This window comes from Pseudomonas chlororaphis (assembly GCA_001023535.1).
Taxonomy (GTDB): Bacteria; Pseudomonadota; Gammaproteobacteria; order Pseudomonadales; family Pseudomonadaceae; genus Aquipseudomonas; species Aquipseudomonas chlororaphis_E.
Genome location: CP011020.1, coordinates 156,358 through 173,061 on the forward strand (window position 1 = coordinate 156,358; position 16,704 = coordinate 173,061).

14 protein-coding genes are annotated in these 16,704 nt (G+C 64.5%); 13 read left to right on the plus strand and 1 reads right to left on the minus strand.

What is annotated here, in order from left to right; all coding sequences use genetic code 11:
- Window positions 1–4: 4 nt before the first annotated feature.
- The 11 genes from VM99_00670 to VM99_00720 all read left to right on the plus strand — a co-directional run bounded on the left by VM99_00670 (window position 5) and on the right by VM99_00720 (window position 13,729).
- On the plus strand, window positions 5–1,048 hold the full coding sequence (locus VM99_00670) for a cysteine synthase (protein AKJ96639.1): 1,044 nt from the start codon (window positions 5–7) through the stop codon (window positions 1,046–1,048).
- Between the two features lie 28 nt (window positions 1,049–1,076).
- On the plus strand, window positions 1,077–2,225 hold the full coding sequence (locus VM99_00675; GenBank protein AKJ96640.1) for a hypothetical protein: 1,149 nt from the start codon (window positions 1,077–1,079) through the stop codon (window positions 2,223–2,225).
- A 41-nt stretch (window positions 2,226–2,266) separates the two neighbouring features.
- Window positions 2,267–4,117: a hypothetical protein gene (locus VM99_00680; protein AKJ96641.1), complete on the plus strand. Its 1,851-nt coding sequence runs from the start codon at window positions 2,267–2,269 to the stop codon at window positions 4,115–4,117.
- 16 nt (window positions 4,118–4,133) lie between these two features.
- Window positions 4,134–5,378 (plus strand): MFS transporter, encoded by a 1,245-nt coding sequence (locus VM99_00685; GenBank protein ID AKJ96642.1) that lies wholly within the window; start codon window positions 4,134–4,136, stop codon window positions 5,376–5,378.
- A gap of 15 nt (window positions 5,379–5,393) precedes the next feature.
- Window positions 5,394–6,578, plus strand: coding sequence for an aminotransferase class V (locus VM99_00690; protein AKJ96643.1), 1,185 nt, complete (start codon window positions 5,394–5,396; stop codon window positions 6,576–6,578).
- 85 nt (window positions 6,579–6,663) lie between these two features.
- Window positions 6,664–7,179 (plus strand): RNA polymerase sigma factor, encoded by a 516-nt coding sequence (locus VM99_00695; GenBank protein ID AKJ96644.1) that lies wholly within the window; start codon window positions 6,664–6,666, stop codon window positions 7,177–7,179.
- Window positions 7,180–8,157, plus strand: coding sequence for a histidine kinase (locus VM99_00700; GenBank protein AKJ96645.1), 978 nt, complete (start codon window positions 7,180–7,182; stop codon window positions 8,155–8,157).
- Window positions 8,158–8,255: 98 nt separating this feature from the next.
- Entirely contained in the window at window positions 8,256–10,670 is a 2,415-nt protein-coding gene (locus tag VM99_00705; GenBank protein ID AKJ96646.1) for an energy transducer TonB, read from the plus strand.
- A 64-nt stretch (window positions 10,671–10,734) separates the two neighbouring features.
- Window positions 10,735–11,922, plus strand: a complete 1,188-nt coding sequence (locus tag VM99_00710) for an ABC transporter substrate-binding protein (GenBank protein ID AKJ96647.1) — start codon at window positions 10,735–10,737, stop codon at window positions 11,920–11,922.
- The gene (locus VM99_00715; GenBank protein ID AKJ96648.1) at window positions 11,919–12,980 is read left to right on the plus strand and encodes an iron-siderophore ABC transporter permease; all 1,062 of its coding nucleotides are present in this window, start codon (window positions 11,919–11,921) and stop codon (window positions 12,978–12,980) included. The genes VM99_00710 and VM99_00715 overlap by 4 nt, the downstream gene beginning before the upstream one ends.
- The gene (locus VM99_00720; protein AKJ96649.1) at window positions 12,974–13,729 is read left to right on the plus strand and encodes a ferrichrome ABC transporter; all 756 of its coding nucleotides are present in this window, start codon (window positions 12,974–12,976) and stop codon (window positions 13,727–13,729) included. Before VM99_00715 ends, VM99_00720 begins: the two co-directional genes overlap by 7 nt.
- 51 nt (window positions 13,730–13,780) lie before the next feature.
- Here the strand turns inward: VM99_00720 and VM99_00725 are convergent, their stop codons facing one another.
- Entirely contained in the window at window positions 13,781–14,704 is a 924-nt protein-coding gene (locus VM99_00725; protein AKJ96650.1) for a transcriptional regulator, read from the minus strand.
- Between the two features lie 113 nt (window positions 14,705–14,817).
- On the opposite strand from VM99_00725, the gene VM99_00730 reads away from it, so the two are divergent.
- Both VM99_00730 and VM99_00735 read left to right on the plus strand, forming a co-directional pair.
- The gene (locus VM99_00730; protein AKJ96651.1) at window positions 14,818–15,813 is read left to right on the plus strand and encodes an aldo/keto reductase; all 996 of its coding nucleotides are present in this window, start codon (window positions 14,818–14,820) and stop codon (window positions 15,811–15,813) included.
- A gap of 137 nt (window positions 15,814–15,950) precedes the next feature.
- Complete coding sequence (locus VM99_00735; protein AKJ96652.1) at window positions 15,951–16,703, plus strand: amino acid ABC transporter substrate-binding protein; 753 nt, start codon at window positions 15,951–15,953, stop codon at window positions 16,701–16,703.
- The last annotated feature ends 1 nt before the right edge of the window (window position 16,704 follow it).

The following is a 16,704-nucleotide window of genomic DNA, read 5'->3' on the forward strand; positions in this document are numbered from 1 at the left end:
ACTCATGATACTTGGCAAAGTTTCAGAACTGATTGGCAACACGCCCATGTTGGGCATCGATGTGCCTGATACCAATGCACGGCTGCTGCTGAAGATCGAAAAGAACAACCCCGGTGGCAGCATAAAAGACCGCATGGCCAGGAACATGGTGCTGGCGGCCCTCAAGTCAGGACGCTTGAAGCCCGGTGGCGTGGTCGTGGAGTCGTCTTCCGGCAACACGGGCATCGGCCTGGCCATGGCGGCCGTGGAGTTCGGCCTGCAGTTCATTGCCGTGGTCGATCATCACGCGGCACAGGACAAAATCGCGGTCATGAAAGCCTTGGGCGCCGATGTTCGATTCGTCGCCGGCAACTACCGCGAAGATGAAGTCGCCGTGGTCGAGCGCCAGCGGATGGCCGCCGAACTGGCGACGCAGATTCCCGGTGCCGTGTTCATGAACCAGTCGGACAACGCCGCCAACGCCGGTGGCTACAGCGACTTCGTGCGCGAAACCATTGCCCAGGCGCACGGCACGATCGGTGCCTATGTCGGCTGTGTCGGCACCGGTGGCTCGATGACCGGCATCGCCCGCGGCCTGAAAGTGCATGACCCCGAGACGGTGACCGTCGGGGTCGAGCCCGCCGGTTCCATTGTGTTCGGCCATCCCGGTTATCCGTACTACCAGTCCGGCACGGGTACCCCGGCCGGCGACACCGTCGGCCTGGTGCTCGACTACAGCTGCATCGACCTGGGCGTGCAGGTCACCGACAGCCAGGCCTTCGAAACCGCACGCTACGTCGCCCGCAACCTGGCGCTGCTGGTGGGCGGTTCGACCGGTGGTGCGATTTTCAAGGCCCTGGAGCTGATCCACGCCGGCGTGCTGACCGGCAACGTCGTGGTGCCGATCGCCGATGGCGGCGAAAAATACCTGCACACCGTCTTCAACGAACAATGGCTGCAAGAGCGTGGCTTGCTCGACCCGAACGTTGGCGCGCAGTTGGACACCTGGCTGGGCAAGACCCAATGGCTGGAGTCCAGCTCGGCGCCCCTGCAACTGAGCGTTGCGTAACCTTCACCCCACACAGGAACGCCTCTGAATGAATGTGCTGAAAGTCGCCATCTGTGGCGGTGGCAGGACCGGCCACCTGAACGCAGTCCTGTTCAAGCAACTGCCCGATGTCCAGGTCTCGCTGCTCACCCGCAATGCGCAGGTCGTCGAGCAACACCTCCGTCGGACGCCGATACAGGCGCTGATGCCGGACGGCTCGACGCTGAGCGCGCAACTGGACCGAGTGACCACGGACGCCAAGGCCGCGGTCGAGGACGCCGACATCGTGATCATCACGGTGCCGGCCCACGCCCGCCCGCAAACCCTGCAAAGCATCGCCGCGCACCTGAGCACGGACAAACCGGTGTACATCGGTGCCATCCCGGGCTTCTGCGGGTTCGATTGGCTGGCCGAAGCCGCGCTGGCGCAGCGACCCAACCTGGTGATCTGGGGCATGAAGGATGTCCCGCACACGGCGTTCGATCTCAAGCCCGGGCGGTCGATCCGCATGGGCGGTGGCAAAAGCCAGCTGTACGTCGCGACCCACGCCCGTGAATCGCAGGCCTCGCGCCAACAGCTCGGCGAACTGCTCAGCCGCTTGTACGGCCCATGCGTGACGTTGCTCGACAACTACCTGGAAATCACCCTGACGCCCGGCAATCCGATCATGCACAGCTCGGTGATCTACGGGCTGATCGGGCCCTACGGCCAGTGGCATCGCAAGATCTTCCCGCAGCCGCTGTGCTGGTGGACGGAGTGCCCGGAACTGGGGGCCTACTTCCTGGAGCGCATGGACGAGGAAAGCCAACGGCTCTGCGCCGTCATCAGCGAACGCCTGGGCGTGGACCTGTCTTCGGTCAAGTCCTTGAAACAGGAAATCGTCGACGCCTACGGCGAGCAGATCCGTGACCGCAGCAGCATGTTGTCGATCCTGCGCACCAACCAGGCCTACAACGACATCCTCGCGCCGATGGTGCCCGCCGATAACAACCGCGCCGGCTACGTGATCGAGCGCCAGAGCCGCGCCTTCAATGAAGACGTCGCCTACGGCCTGGTGCTGCTGGTGGAAATGGCCAGGCGCTTCGAACTGAAGGTGCCCTACATCGAGGAAGTTCTGCAGTGGAGCGTGGCCTACATGCAGGGCTTGCGCGACTCGGCGCTGGACTACTTCCCCCGTCACTGGCCCCACGCGGCATGAGCCCAACCTCCTCTTTACTCATCGACGAGCAGACAGCCGATATGGATGACTTCAAGACACTGATCGCTTACTCCCGCAAAAACGCCATGCGCCGCCTGGTGCGTTGCCTGTTTGCCGAGAACATCCTGGATCGCCGCGCCCTGGTGTTTTGCGCCGACGGCACGCAGGCCACCTACCCGCTCAAGAACGCCCGGGGACATCTGTTTTTTTCGCACATCACGCTGGCCCCGGCCGATACCCTGATCCACGACGGTGAGGTGGTGCTGGTGACCGACGAAGGTGTGCGCCAGGTGGTCGACAGCCACCAGGACCTGCTGGACGTGCTGCGGGACAGCTTCGATTTCGCGCCCACCGACGAAGGCGTGGCCGGGCTCAAGGCCGACATGGAGAACAGCCTGATGAACGATGCCCACGCCCGCCGGCATCGCCAGCAATGGAACGCCCGGCTGGCCCAGGCCAGCCAGGGTCGAGGCCTCGCCAGCCTGACCGACTATCTGCGCCAACACGCCAGCACCCAGGACGCGGCGATCCTGCTGGACCAATGGGGTTCACTGGAAGGCCACCCGTATTACCCCACGTGGAAATCCCGCCCGGGCCTCAGCGATGCAGAAGTCGAGCAGCTGTCGCCCGAGTTCAATGCCCAGGTGCCCCTGCGTATCGCGGCATTGCGCGCCGACATGGCCATCAGCGAGAGCATGCCCCACGTCACCGATTACCTGGGCTGGTTCGCGGCGAACTTCCCGGCGCACTGGGAGCAATGGAAAACGGCGCTCAACGACAGAGGCCTGGATGAAAAACAGTGGCTGCCGCTGCCGATCCACGCCTGGCATTTGCAGGCTTATGTGCTGAAGCATTTCGCCGCGGAAATTGAACAAGGCATCCTGATCACTGACGGCCCGGACATCCTCACCCTGCCCACCATGTCCTATCGGACCATGATGCCCGCGCAGCAAGAAGCCGCGCCGCTGATCAAACTGCCCATCGCGGTGTGGATGACCAGTGAGCTGCGCAGCCTGCAAGCCAAGTCGATCCACATGGGCCCGCGCATCAGCACGGTGATCACGCAGATCCTTGCCGCCGAAAACGGCTTTGGCCAGCGCCTGGAAATCTTCCCGGAGGAGATCGGCGTGCGCTACCGCAACGCGATCACCCAGGACGACGCCCCCGGTCGGCACCTGTCGGTGGTCTATCGCGCCAGCAGGCAGGCCTTCCAGCGCAACGACGACTGCCTGCCCATCACAGTCGCGTCGTTGTTCACGCGCCTGCCCGGCAGTGCTCGTCCATTGTTCACCGACCTGATCGAACGCGACGGCTTGCGCGCCAGCGCCCGCAATGTGGAGGACTGGTTCCGCCAGTACGCCAGGGTGGTCACGCACCCGGTGGTGGCGATCTACCTGATGTACGGTATCGGGCTGGAGGCCCACCAGCAAAACACCATGGTGCTGTTTTCCCCCGATGGCAAAGCGCGTAGTCTGCTGATCCGCGATTTTGGCGACGGCCGTACCTACGCGCCGCTGCTGGAAGCGCGTGGCTATACCTTGCAGCCCCATGTCCAGCCCGGCATCTTGCCGACGGTGTTCGTGGAGGATATCGAGCCGGTGCGCATGTTCGTGCTGGACGCCGCGTTCCTGACCCACCTGCACGAAGTCGCGCTGTGGCTGAGCACGGAATATGCGCTGGACGACACCCGGCTGTGGACCGTGCTGCGGGAGGAAACCGAAAGTGCCTTCGAGGCCGTGCGCGACCGTGTCGCGGCGCCGCTGTGGGAAGTCGAACACCAGGCCTTCCTTGAAGACCCGTGGCCAACACGATCGCTGCTGCGCATGCATTTGCTGCAGTATTCCAACTATCGTTTGCAGCACACGCTGACCAACCCGCTTGCCAGCGCCTAACCACCGAGGCTGAGTCATGTCCCACGCAGGTGTCACCCAGGGTTTGAACGTAAGAATCCTGATTTATCTTCTGTTCGCGATCCAGCTCGTCTCCATGGGTGCGATGGAAATGAGCGGGCCGTTCTGGCCGGTCCACCTGCGTGGGCTGACGTCCTCGGAGTCGGTTTTCAGCTTCGCCAGCATCGCCGTGTACGTCGGGCCGATGCTGGGCATCATCCTGACCAGTGCCTTCTGGGGCCGTATCGGCGACCGCTATGGCCACAAGTTGATGATGATCCGCGCCCTTGCCGGGCTGTCCTTGACCCAACTGGGCCTGGCGCTGGCCGGGGACATCTGGGTGATCCTGGTGCTGCGCTTCCTGCAAGGCGCCTTCGCCGGCTACATTGCCCCGGCGCAGGCCTACGGCGTCAGCATCGAAGCCCCTTCGCGCCGTGCGCGGCTGTTCGCGATCCTGCAGATATCGACCAACGTGGGGTCGTTGCTCGGCGCGGTGGTCGGCGGCCTGATCCTCGATTACGCCACGTTCTTCTGGATCAACATGATCGCGGCGATACTGTGCGCAATCTGTACGGTGGTGGCTGCCGTGACCCTGCCGGACGTGCCGCCGGTGAAAAAGCCAACCGCTCAGACCGCCAGTGCGGCCACCGGACGCGGCAGCAGCCCCTGGCAGGGATCGCCGCTGTTGTCGTTGCTGTGCGTGATGGGCATCCTGCTGCTGGCGCGGATGCTGCCGCAGACCTCATTTTCCCTGTACGTGAGCACGGTATTCGAGGTCAGCAACGCCGTCGTCGGCTTGTGTTACGGCCTGTTGGCCCTGGGTTTCATCCTGTCGGCCACGGCCTGGTCACGCTACTTCGAACACCGCTCCCAGCAGGACACCCTGCAACGCATCACCTACGTCGTGCTGGGTTGTATCGCGCTGACCGCCGTGGCGGGCGTCACGCGCAACGCCCTGGTGTTCGTGGTGGCCTATTTCATCTGGGGCGTGCTGCTCGGTGCCACCACACCGGTGCTGATGGCGCTGATTTCGAAAGCGGCCGACAGCAGCCAGCAAGGCCATGTGCTCGGGATCGCCCAGGGCAGCGCGCAGTTTGCATCGATCGCGGGGATCTGCGTGGGCGGCCTGCTCAGCCAGGTCTATGGTTTGCAGTACACCTACCTGTTCGTCTGCCTGGCGTATGCGCTGGCGCTGATCCCGGTCGTCGCGTTGCGCTACTGGCCCGCCAGCCTGCAAGCCAGCCCCGCGCCGCCGGGGGAATGATCAAGGAGTTTCGCTTTGGACATTGAACAACTGCGCGCCGACACGCCCGGTGCCGCGGAGCTGATCCACTTCAACAATGCCGGCGCAGCGCTGATGCCCCAGCCGGTGCTCGACGCCATCACCGGCCACTTGCAGCGTGAGGCCTGCCTGGGAGGCTACGAAGCCGCCGCAGAACAGGCGCAAGCACTGGAGAACGTCTATGGCGCCATTGGCCGTCTGATCAACGCCCGGGCCGATGAAATCGCCGTGATCGAAAACGCCACCCGCGCCTGGGACATGGCCTTCTACTCCTTGCCATTGAGGCCGGGCGACGTGGTGCTGACGTCCACCACCGAGTACGCCGGCAACTACATTCCCTACCTGCAACTGCAACGCCAGCGCGGGATCGAGCTTCGGGTCCTGCCCAACGATGAGCACGGCCAGGTCTGCCTGTCGGCGCTCAAGACCCTTCTGGACGATGAACGCGTGGCGCTGGTGTCGCTTCCGGTGATCGCCACCAACGGCGGCCCGGTCCAACCCATCGAACAGATCGGCGCATTGACGCGGGCAGCCGGCAAGCTGTTCCTGCTGGACGCCTGCCAGGGCGTCGGGCAGATGCCCATCGACGTGAAGAAGATCGGCTGCCACATGCTCGCCGCCACCAGCCGCAAGTATCTGCGGGGCCCCCGGGGCATGGGCTTTCTGTACGTCGAACACGCGTTGTGCCAGACCCTTGAGCCGACGTTCCTCGACCTTCACGCCGCGTCGCTGCTGACACCCGAAACCTTCGCCATCCGCGACGACGCCAGACGCTTCGAAAACTGGGAATGCAACGTGGCGGCGAAGCTGGGCCTCGGTGCCGCCGTGGAGTACGCCCTCGCCCAGGGTATCGAACCGATGTGGCAACGCATCCAGCAACTGGCCAGCCACTTGCGCACACAATTGGCGACGGTCCCCGGGGTAACCGTCCAGGACCTGGGCGCGCTCAAGTCAGGCATCGTGACGTTCACCCATCACCAGAGCGACGCGACCCAGCTCCAGCAGTGGTTGGCGCAGCAAGCCAGACGCATCAACGTCAGCACCTCCCGGGCCGGCTCGACGTTGCTGGACATGCAGCAGCGCGGCCTGCCAGAAGTCAGTCGCGCGTCCGTCCACGCGTACAACACCCACGCTGAAATCGACGCCCTGGTACACGCCCTCAGGCGCCTGCCCGGCCGCTGAAAGGCGCAGATGGAATCACGCTTGCGTCGCAGGCGGGTTGTCAATTAGCATTGGGAATACTTCTCAATTGCAAAAAACTGCAGCCATGAGCCAATCCCTGCCCGCGAACAACGACAACCATCTGCGCGTGATCGAGGCGCTGTATGCCGGTCATCACGGCTGGCTGTACGCCACGCTGAAGAAAAAGCTCGGCAACGCCATGGATGCAGCGGACCTGGCCCAGGACACCTTTACCCGCATCCTCGCGTCCCAGGTCACCACCATCGAACAGCCACGGGCCTACCTGAGCTGCGTGGCCAAGGGCATCCTGATCAACTGGTACCAGCGCAAGGCCCTCGAACGCGCCTACCTGGAAGCCCTCGCGCACCTGCCCGTCCAGGACGTCCCATCGCCCGAGCTGCGCTGGATGGTGCTGGAGACCCTGCACGAAATCGACGCCATGCTCGACAGCCTGGCCCCGCTGGTCCGCCGGGCATTCCTGCTGTCGCAGATCGGCGGCCTGAAGTACGACGATATCGCCGAACAGTTGAACATCTCGCTCATCACCGTCAAGCGCTACATGAAGCACGCCTTCATCCAGTGCCTGATGCTGGTGGAATGAATGCTGACCCATCGCCATGAGCCGCCCCTGGACCCCAAGGTCCTCGAGGAGGCGGCCGAGTGGCTGATGCGCTTGAGCGAAAGCGAGCTCAGCGACACCGAGCGCGCCGAATGGGAGTGCTGGAAAGTCAGCAGCCCCGAGCGGGATCGGGCCTGGAACCGCGCGCAGTTGCTACAAAGCAAGCTCGGCGGGTTACCGGCGACGCTGGCGATGTCGACGCTGGACCGCCCCAGCCACCCCGACCGTCGCCGGGCGCTCGGCAAGCTGGCCTTGCTGCTGGCGGCAGTGCCCACCGGGTGGGGCACCTGGAAACTCGCGCAACAGCAGCAATGGTCGGCCGACTACCGCACCGCCGTCGGCGAGAGCCGCGAATTGAGCCTGGCGGACGGTTCCCGGATCACCCTCAATACCGACTCGGCCATCGACGTGCTGTTCGACACCCGGCAACGCCTTGTCAGGCTGCGCGAAGGGGAAATCCTGGTGCAGACCGCCCCGGACACCGCCGCCCTGGCCCGCCCGTTCCGGGTCGACACCGGCCAGGGTCGGATGCAGGCCCTGGGCACGCAGTTCATCGTCCGCGAGCTTCAGGCGCGCACTCACCTGGCGGTGCTCGACGGCGCCGTGCGGGTCGAGTTGGCGCAAAGCACCCAGCAGGCGCCGTTGATCGTCGCGGCCGGGCAGCGCACCGATTTCTCCAGCCATGACATTGGCCAACTGACCCCGACCGATCGCAACGCCAGCGCCTGGACCCAAGGCATGCTGGTGGTCGACAAGATGCGCCTGGCGGATTTCGTCAGCGAGCTGGCGCGCTATCGCCGCGGCTTCCTGCGCTGCGACCCGGCCATCGCCGGGCTGCGCATTTCCGGCGCCTTCCCGGTCAGTGACACGCAACGCACGTTGAACATGCTGGTGCAAACCTACCCGATCCTGGTCAGCGGCCACCTGAGCGGCTACTGGGTGACCCTTTCCCCCGCCTGACCCGACGAAAAAAATCATCGCGAGGGTGATACTTTTTTTCGCCTCGGCTGGCAAAGAAAGGAATAACCATTTTTCCTCGTCCATAGGGTCATCCATCCATGCTTGTTGCGCGGCCCCGGCGTCCGGATCGTCTGACCAAGCCCGTCTTTCGCAGTGTGTTGCTCGGCCTGGTCCTGGGCGCGGACAGCGGGTCGCTGGCCTTGGCCGCCCCGCCGACTCGACTCGATACGGTCGCAGTCCGCGCCTACAATATCGCGCCCGGCCCGCTCGGCCCCGCCTTGTCGAGTTTTGCCGCGCAAGCCGGTGTGGCCCTGTCGTTCCAGCCGGCAATCACCGAAGGCTTGCTCAGCCCCGGGCTGTCCGGCACGTATACGACCCAGCAAGCCCTGGGCCGTCTGCTGGCCGACAGTGGCGTGGACATGATCAGGCGCGACGATGGCAGCTATACCCTGGTGCTGCGTCGAGTAGCGCTGCCGCCCATCAACATCGAGACCCTGGGCAAGCCCGTCGACAGCCTGCCGCCAACCTACCCCGGCGGCCAGGTCGCTCGCGGTGCGCGTCTCGGCCTGTTGGGCAGCAAGGATGCGATGGACGCCCCCTTCAGCATCAGCAGCTACACCTCGACCCTGGTCAAGGACCAGCAGGCGGTCACCGTTGGCGATGTGCTCGAACGTGATTCTTCTGTGCGCTCCACCGGGCAGGCAGGCGGAATCGTCGACTCGTTCTTCATCCGTGGTTTTCCGGTAGGGGAAGGCAATCTCGGCGAGCTGGCATTCGACGGTGTCTACGGTGTGGCGTCCAACTACCGGGTGTTCGCCGACTACGCCGAGCGCATCGAACTGGTCAAGGGCCCGGGCGCCCTGCTCTACGGCATGTCGCCCAACAGCGCCGTCGGTGGCGTGATCAATGTGGTGCCCAAGCGGCCGCTCGACGAGGACCTGACCCGCTTCACGAGCCGCTACGCGATGAACTCGCAACTGGGCGGCCACCTCGACGTCAGCCGTCGGTTCGGCGAGGAACGCCGGTTCGGCGTCAGGCTCAACAGCAGCCTCCAGCAAGGGGACACGGCCATCGACCAGCAATCCCGGGACCTGGGGATCGTCGCCCTCTCCCTGGACTACCAGGGAGAACGCCTACGGACCACGCTGGACCTGATCGACCAGCAAGAAGAGCTCGACGCCGCGTCCCGGCCCTTCCTGATCGCGCCGGGCGTACAGATTCCGTCCGCCGCCAACGGACGCACCAGTGTCAGCCAAGACTGGGGCCGGTCCAAGACCCGGGACCGGTCCGCGCTGCTGAGCGGCGAGTATGACCTCAGCGATGCGTTGACGGTGTTCGCCCACGCCGGCGGCGGCCAATCGGCGGTCGAACGTCTGTCGGACCAGACTCCAACCCTCATCAATGCCGCTGGCGATACCTCCTCGATTCCCGGCTATTACAAATTCAAAGTCCAGCGCTACACCGTCGACATCGGCGCGCGACTGGGCTTCGACACCGGGCCGGTCAGCCACAGCACGGTGCTGCAAGCGAGCCGTTACCGCGATGAGCTGTCCCGGGGCATCAATTCCGGCGCGCCGCTGCTGTCGAACATCTACCACCCGATCGACCGGCCCAAGCCTTCGATCGCCGAGCCGAGCACGCCGAAGGTTTCCGCGAGCGAACTGTCCGGCATCGCCCTCGCCGATACCCTGTCCGTGCTCGACGGGCGCCTGCAGGTGACCGCCGGCCTGCGCCGACAAACCATCGAGTCGCACAACTACAACGCCACGGGAGCGGTCACCGCCGACTACGACCAAGGCAACAACACGCCGCTGTTCGGCGTCGTCGCCAAGCCCTGGGAGCATGTCTCGCTCTACTACAACTACGTCGAAGGCTTGAGCAAGGGCGACATCGCGCCGTCCGCCGCCTCGAACGCAGGCGAGGTTTTTTCGCCCTACGTTTCCCGGCAGCAGGAAGTCGGGCTCAAGCTCGACTACGACAGCTTCATGGCCACGCTGGCGCTGTTCCAGATCAAGAAGCCCAGCGGAGAACTGGCCTCCGGGGTGTTCTCGGTCCAGGGCGAACAACGCAACCGGGGCGTCGAGCTGAACCTGGCCGGCGAGATCGCCCGGGGCACGCGCCTGCTGGCCGGCACGACCCTGCTGGATGGCCAACTGACCAAAAGCCGCGTCGCCGCCAACCGTGGCAACACACCGGTGGGTGTTCCGCGAGTCCAGGCCAATCTCTGGGCGGAGTGGGACACACCCGGCATCGAAGGCCTGACGCTGACCAGCGGCGCGATCTACACCAGTCGCCAGTACGTCGACCAGGCCAACACCCAGGCGCTGGATGCCTGGACCCGCTTCGACGTCGGTGCCCGCTACACCACGCGCATCGCGCAACGGCCGACCACCCTGCGCGCCACCGTGCAGAACGTGTTCGACCGCGAGTACTGGTCGGGAGTCGCCTCCTACGGCGCGTTTTCCCAGGGGGCGCCGCGCACCCTGCTGCTGTCGGCCACCGTTGATTTCTGAAACGTCCGGTCCGTCGCAACGACAGGCGTCGTTGTCCGGCCTGGCTTCTGTAAAGGCATAAACCATGGTTACCGTTTTTCGCCGCACCCGAACGCTCGCCGCGTTGCTGTTCACAGGTCTGCTGGGCCTCTCGCTAGGCTCACTGGCACCGCGCGAAGCCCTGGCCGCCGACCCGGCGCCCGCCTTGAGCACCGTGACCGACCTGCTCGGGCGCAAGGTCAAGGTCCACCTTCCGGTCCGGCGGGTGATCCTGGGCGAAGGGCGGCAGTTGTACCTGGTCGCGGCGCTGGACACCCAGAACCCCCTCGAACGCATCGTCGGATGGCGCAAGGACCTGATCCAGTCCGACCCGGACACCTACGGCGCCTACCTGCGCAAGTTTCCCGCCATCGCCAGGATCCCGACCTTTGGCGGCTTCGAGGACGGCACCTTCGACATCGAGCAGGCCATCTCCCAACGCCCGGACGTGATCATCCTCAACATCGAAGCCCAACACGCCACCGAGGACGCCCGCTACATCGAGAAACTCGACGCGCTGGGCATTCCCGTGGTCTACGTCGACTTCCGCAATAACCCGATGCAGAACACCGAGCCCACCATGCGCCTGTTCGGCCAATTGTTTGGCAAGCAAGCGCAGGCCGAGGCGTTCATCGATTTTCGCAACCAACAGATCCGGCGCGTGACCGATGTGATTGAAGCCCGCCACCCTGCCCGTCCCAATGTGTTCATCGAGCGCATCGGCGGCTACACCGATGACTGCTGCCTGAGCTTCGGCAACGAGAACTTCGGGCTGTTCGTCGAGCTGGCCGGTGGCAACAACATTGCCAAAGGCATCATCCCCACCACGTTCGGCCAGTTGAACGCCGAGCAGGTGATTGTCGCCAACCCCGATCAGGTGGTGGTCACCAGCGCCAACTGGGAAGCCTTCGCCCCTGGCGGCCATTGGGTCGGCGTCGGCCCCGGCGCGGACATGGCCCAGGCGCGGCGCAAACTGGCGTGGTATACCCAACGCCCGGCCTATGCGGGCATCAAGGCCCAGGACAACCAGGCGTTCCACGCCATCTGGCATCAGTTCTACAACAGCCCCTATCAGTTCGTGGCGATCCAGCAACTGGCCAAGTGGTTTCACCCGGACCTGTTTGCCGACCTTGACCCGGATGCCGCCTTCCGCGAGTTGCATGAGCGATTCCTGCCGGTGCCGTACGAACCGGGCTATTTCGTCAGCCTGCACGCCCCGCAGGCCCAGCCATGAGCTCGATGAACGAGACCCTGGAGGTCCAGCGGGAAACCTATCGACGCCTGGTGCTGCGCAAACGCTTGATCCTCGGCGCGCTGGTGGTGTTGCTGATGGGCAGCGTGCTGCTGGACCTGGCCCTCGGGCCGGCGCGCTACAGCCTCGAAGAGGTGCTCGGTGCCCTGCTGTCGCCGGACAGCGCGTCTCCGCAAGTTCGGGTGGTGATGTGGGACATCCGCCTGCCGGTGGCCTTGATGGCCGTCGCGGTCGGCGCGGCATTGTCCCTGGCCGGCGCACAGATGCAGACGATCCTCAACAACCCCCTCGCCAGCCCGTTCACCCTGGGTATTTCCGCGGCCGCCGGTTTCGGCGCCGCGTTGGGACTGGCGTTCGGCGTCGCGTTGTTTCCCCTGGCGGCGCAGTACATGGTGCCGCTGAACGCCTTCATCATGGCGATGCTATCGGCCCTGTTGATCCACTTTTTGAGCATGCGCCGCGGCGTCACCGCCGAAACCATCGTGCTGCTGGGCATTGCCCTGGTCTTCACCTTCAATGCCCTGCTGGCGCTGGTGCAGTTTTTCGCCACCGAGCAAGCGGTGGCGGCCGTGGTGTTCTGGACGATGGGCAGCCTGACCAAGGCCACCTGGCCAAAACTGGGGGTCATTTGCCTGGTGATCCTCGTCACCCTGCCGATCTTCGCCAGGCGCGCCTGGGCCCTGACGGCGTTGCGACTGGGCGACGACAAGGCGGCAAGCTTCGGCGTCAATGTGCGCAGCCTGCGCTTTCAAACGCTGATCATGGTCAGCCTGCTCGCCTCGTTCCCCGTGGCCTTCGTCGGCACCATCGGCTTCATCGGGCTGGTCGGGCCGCACATCGCGCGGATGCTGATCGGTGAAGACCAACGGTTCTTCCTGCCGGCGTCCCTGCTCACCGGCGCATTGATCCTGTCCGCCAGCTCGGTGGTCAGCAAGACCCTGATTCCCGGCGCGATCTTTCCCATCGGCGTGGTCACGTCGTTGATCGGCGTGCCGTTCTTCATATCACTGATCCTGGGCGGGAAGAAAAACACATGGTGAAGCTCCAACTGGACAACCTGGGGGCCCGCTACGGCCAGCGCACCGTCATCGAGGGCGTCACCACCGCGGCCTTTGTCGGCGGCCAGGTCGTGGCGGTGGTCGGCCCGAACGCGGCGGGCAAATCCACCTTGTTCAAACGGATGGCCGGCCTGATCGACGGCCCCGGTCAGGTGGTGCTGCAGGACTCGGAAAAAGGACCGCAAGGCATCAGCTACATGCCCCAGGGCTTGAATGCCAGCGCTCGCTTGACGGTGTACGAGTCGGTGCTGCTGGCGCGTAAACAACTGACCCAAGGCTGGGTCGTCCACGACGATGAACTGCGACGGGTAGACGACATCCTCGCCGCGCTCGGCATCACCGGGTTGTCCTTTCGCAACCTCGGCGAGCTCAGCGGCGGACAGCAGCAATTGGTGTCGATTGCACAAACCCTGGTGCGTGAACCGGAAATCCTGCTGATGGATGAGCCAACCAGTGCCCTGGACATGCACCGGCAAGTCCAGGTCCTGAAGTTCATGCGCGCCCTGGCCCGCGAGCGCAAGGTCATCGTGTTCATTGCCATCCACGACCTCAACCAGGCGCTGCGCTTTGCCGACCAGGTGCTGGTCATTGCCGACGGCACCACCCAGGGCAGCGGCCCGAGCCATGAGGTGATCACCGAGTCGATGCTGCGCCAGGTCTACAAGGTGCAGGCACGGATCGAGCAGTGCAGCCGTGGCGAGCGACACATCCTCATCGACGACATCGTCTGATGGCCGGCGTGGCCAGGCGATGTTCATGCCTGGCCGCGGCCGTGACGTCGACTAGATCCTCTCCATCACCGCACCCTGTTCATCGGCGACACCCTGCAACAGCTCCACCACCCAGTCGATAAACACCCGCACCCGTGGCGACAGCTGTCGATGGGGCGGGTACACCGCAGAGATCGGCCACAGCGGCACCGGGTACTCACCCAACACCTGGACCAGCGTGCCCTCGGCCAACTGCCGCTGAACGTGGTAGCGCGGCACCTGGATCAAGCCGAAGCCAGCTTCGCAGGCCGCGACATAGGCGTCGGCATTGTTGACGGTCAGCTCACCAGGCAATTGCCTCTCGTGCACCTGCCCCGCCACTTCGAATTCGAACGGAAAGAACCGCCCATTGCCGGACGCGAACCGGATGACCCGGTGTGACGCCAGATCCTCCGGCACCTGGGGCGTGCCCGCGCGGGCAAGGTAGCCGGGGCTGGCACAGGTCAGTTGTGGCAGGCGCACGATGGGCCGCGCCACCAAGCCCTGGTCGACGATGTTGCCGGCGCGGATTGCACAATCCACGCCTTCGCGTTGCAGGTGGACCTGCCAGTCATGGAAACCGATGTCCAGTTGCAACGCCGGGTAGCGCGCATAGAACGCCGGCAACCGAGGCACGATCCAGGCGCAGCCAAAGGCAATGGGCATGTCCACGCGCAACGTGCCATGGGGTTGGCTGCGCTGCACCGACAACGAACTTTCCAGGTCGTCGAGGTCGTCCAGCAACTGGCCGCTGCGCTGGTAATAGGCCTCGCCGTCGAGCGTTGCGCGCACCTGCCGGGTGGTGCGGTGCAACAACTGCACCCCGAGGTGCGCTTCCAGTTGCTGGATCAACAGGCTGACGGTGGCGCGCGGCAGCTTGAGGTCGTCGGCCGCCTTGCCAAAGCCGCCCAGCTCGACGATACGCCGGAACACCTGCATGGCCTGTAGTCGATCCATCATCGGGCTCACTGTTTAGAAATGACGAATAGTTAAACCAATAATCACGGATTTATCCACCCAACCGTTTACTGGACACTGAACTCGTCATTCAACACCAGGGAAACCTCACCATGAACACCCGTCAACTCGGCCATCACGGCCCCCACGTTTCCTCCATCGGCCTGGGCTGCATGGGCATGTCCGATTTCTACACCACGGGCGTGGATGAGCAGGAAGCCATCGCCACCCTCCACCGCGCCGTTGAGCTGGGCGTGACTTTGTTCGACACCGCCGACATGTATGGGCCGCACACCAACGAAGCGCTGCTGGGGCGTGTGCTGCGGGGCAAGCGCGAGGGTCTTTACCTGGCGAGCAAATTCGGCCTGGTGCGCAGCAGCGATCCCCATGCCCGTGGCGTCAATGGCCGCCCCGAGTACATCAGGCAATCGATCGACGGCAGCCTCCAGCGCCTGCAAACGGATTACCTGGACCTCTACTACCAGCACCGCATCGATCCGCAGGTGCCGGTGGAAGAATCCGTCGGCGCCATGGCCGAGCTGGTCAAGGCCGGCAAGGTCCGCCACATCGGCCTGTCGGAAGCCAGCGCCGACACCATCCAGCGCGCCCATGCCGTGCATCCGCTGGCGGCCGTGCAAAGCGAGTACTCGTTGTGGTCACGGGAACCGGAGCGCAATGGCGTGCTCCAGACCTGCCAGCGCCTGGGCATCGCCTTCGTCGCGTACAGCCCGCTGGGCCGAGGCTTTTTGACCGGCACCCAGACGTCCGCGCAGGATTTTGCCGCCGATGACTATCGCCGCACCAACCCACGCTTCCAGGCGGACAACTTCAACCACAACCTGGCCCTGGTGGAACGGGTCAAGGCATTGGCCGCGGACAAGGGCATCAGCGCCGCCCAATTGGCCCTGGCCTGGGTCCTGGCTCAGGGCGAATACCTGATCCCGATCCCGGGGACCAAGCAACGCAAGTACCTGGAAAGCAACGTGGCGGCGAGCTCGATTGCCTTGAGCGCTGACGAGCTGGCACGGCTGGACGGGATCTTCACCGCCGAGGGCGCGGTGGCGGGCGACCGCTATGCAGCCGCGACCATGACGCTGCTCGACGGTTGAGCCCATCGTCAGGCGCAGCCCCCAGGCAGCGGCCCGTTACGCTCAAGCCGCTGCCAAACCCGCCGATAGCCTGATGAGCGTTAAGTGATAACGCTTGGGCCTGACCAGGCCTTGCGGGTTACTTAGGGTAATGATCGATGCTTTCTGCGCTTAACCGCCTGTTGTGTGGTGTCCTGCTGGCCCTGGCTGCGAACGCTTGCGCGGCCGAGGCCCCGCTGCGCATCGTCACCGAGGAACTGCCGCCCTACAACATGACGGAAAATGGCCGGGTGACGGGCATGAGCACCGAAGTGGTCGAGGCGGTGCTCAAGGAAGTCGGCATGGACGCACCGATCCATCCCATGCCCTGGGCCCGCGCGTATGAGCTGGCGCTCAATGAAAGCAACGTCCTGATCTATTCCATCGTGCGCACCCCCACGCGTGAATCACTGTTCCAGTGGGTCGGCGCGATTGCGCCGACCCAGTGGTACATCTACTCGCTGGCCGACCGCCCGGTGAAACTCAACTCGCTGGCCGACGCCCATGGTCACCAGATCGCCACGGTCAACCAGGACGTTGGCGAGCAATACCTAGTGTCGAAAGGTTTTCGCATCGGCGAGGAGCTGCAGTCGAGCACCAAATACGAGCACAACTACCGCAAGCTCAAGGTCGACCACGTGGAGCTGTGGATTTCCAACGAACTCAACGCCCTGTACCTGACCCGCCAGAACGGCGAAGACCCGGACAAAGTGCTGATCCGCTCATTGGCGCTACCCGACTTGAGCAGCGAAGGCCTCAACATGGCGTTCAGCCGCAACACGCCGGTCGAGACGGTCGAGAAGTTCCGGGCCGGCCTGGAAGCGATCCGCCGCAACGGTGTTTACGATGCCATCGTTCGCAAATGGCTATGAC

Bases quoted from the DNA above. Each gene is read 5' to 3' on its own strand.
- VM99_00720 (AKJ96649.1), top strand. From the start codon at position 12,974: ATGGTGAAGCTCCAACTGGACAACCTGGGGGCCCGCTACGGCCAGCGC.
- VM99_00710 (AKJ96647.1), top strand. From the start codon at position 10,735: ATGGTTACCGTTTTTCGCCGCACCCGAACGCTCGCCGCGTTGCTGTTC.
- VM99_00675 (AKJ96640.1), top strand. From the start codon at position 1,077: ATGAATGTGCTGAAAGTCGCCATCTGTGGCGGTGGCAGGACCGGCCAC.
- VM99_00725 (AKJ96650.1), bottom strand. From the start codon at position 14,704: ATGGATCGACTACAGGCCATGCAGGTGTTCCGGCGTATCGTCGAGCTG.
- VM99_00730 (AKJ96651.1), top strand. From the start codon at position 14,818: ATGAACACCCGTCAACTCGGCCATCACGGCCCCCACGTTTCCTCCATC.
- VM99_00715 (AKJ96648.1), top strand. From the start codon at position 11,919: ATGAGCTCGATGAACGAGACCCTGGAGGTCCAGCGGGAAACCTATCGA.
- VM99_00705 (AKJ96646.1), top strand. From the start codon at position 8,256: ATGCTTGTTGCGCGGCCCCGGCGTCCGGATCGTCTGACCAAGCCCGTC.
- VM99_00700 (AKJ96645.1), top strand. From the start codon at position 7,180: ATGCTGACCCATCGCCATGAGCCGCCCCTGGACCCCAAGGTCCTCGAG.
- VM99_00680 (AKJ96641.1), top strand. From the start codon at position 2,267: ATGGATGACTTCAAGACACTGATCGCTTACTCCCGCAAAAACGCCATG.
- VM99_00735 (AKJ96652.1), top strand. From the start codon at position 15,951: ATGCTTTCTGCGCTTAACCGCCTGTTGTGTGGTGTCCTGCTGGCCCTG.
- VM99_00685 (AKJ96642.1), top strand. From the start codon at position 4,134: ATGTCCCACGCAGGTGTCACCCAGGGTTTGAACGTAAGAATCCTGATT.
- VM99_00695 (AKJ96644.1), top strand. From the start codon at position 6,664: ATGAGCCAATCCCTGCCCGCGAACAACGACAACCATCTGCGCGTGATC.
- VM99_00670 (AKJ96639.1), top strand. From the start codon at position 5: ATGATACTTGGCAAAGTTTCAGAACTGATTGGCAACACGCCCATGTTG.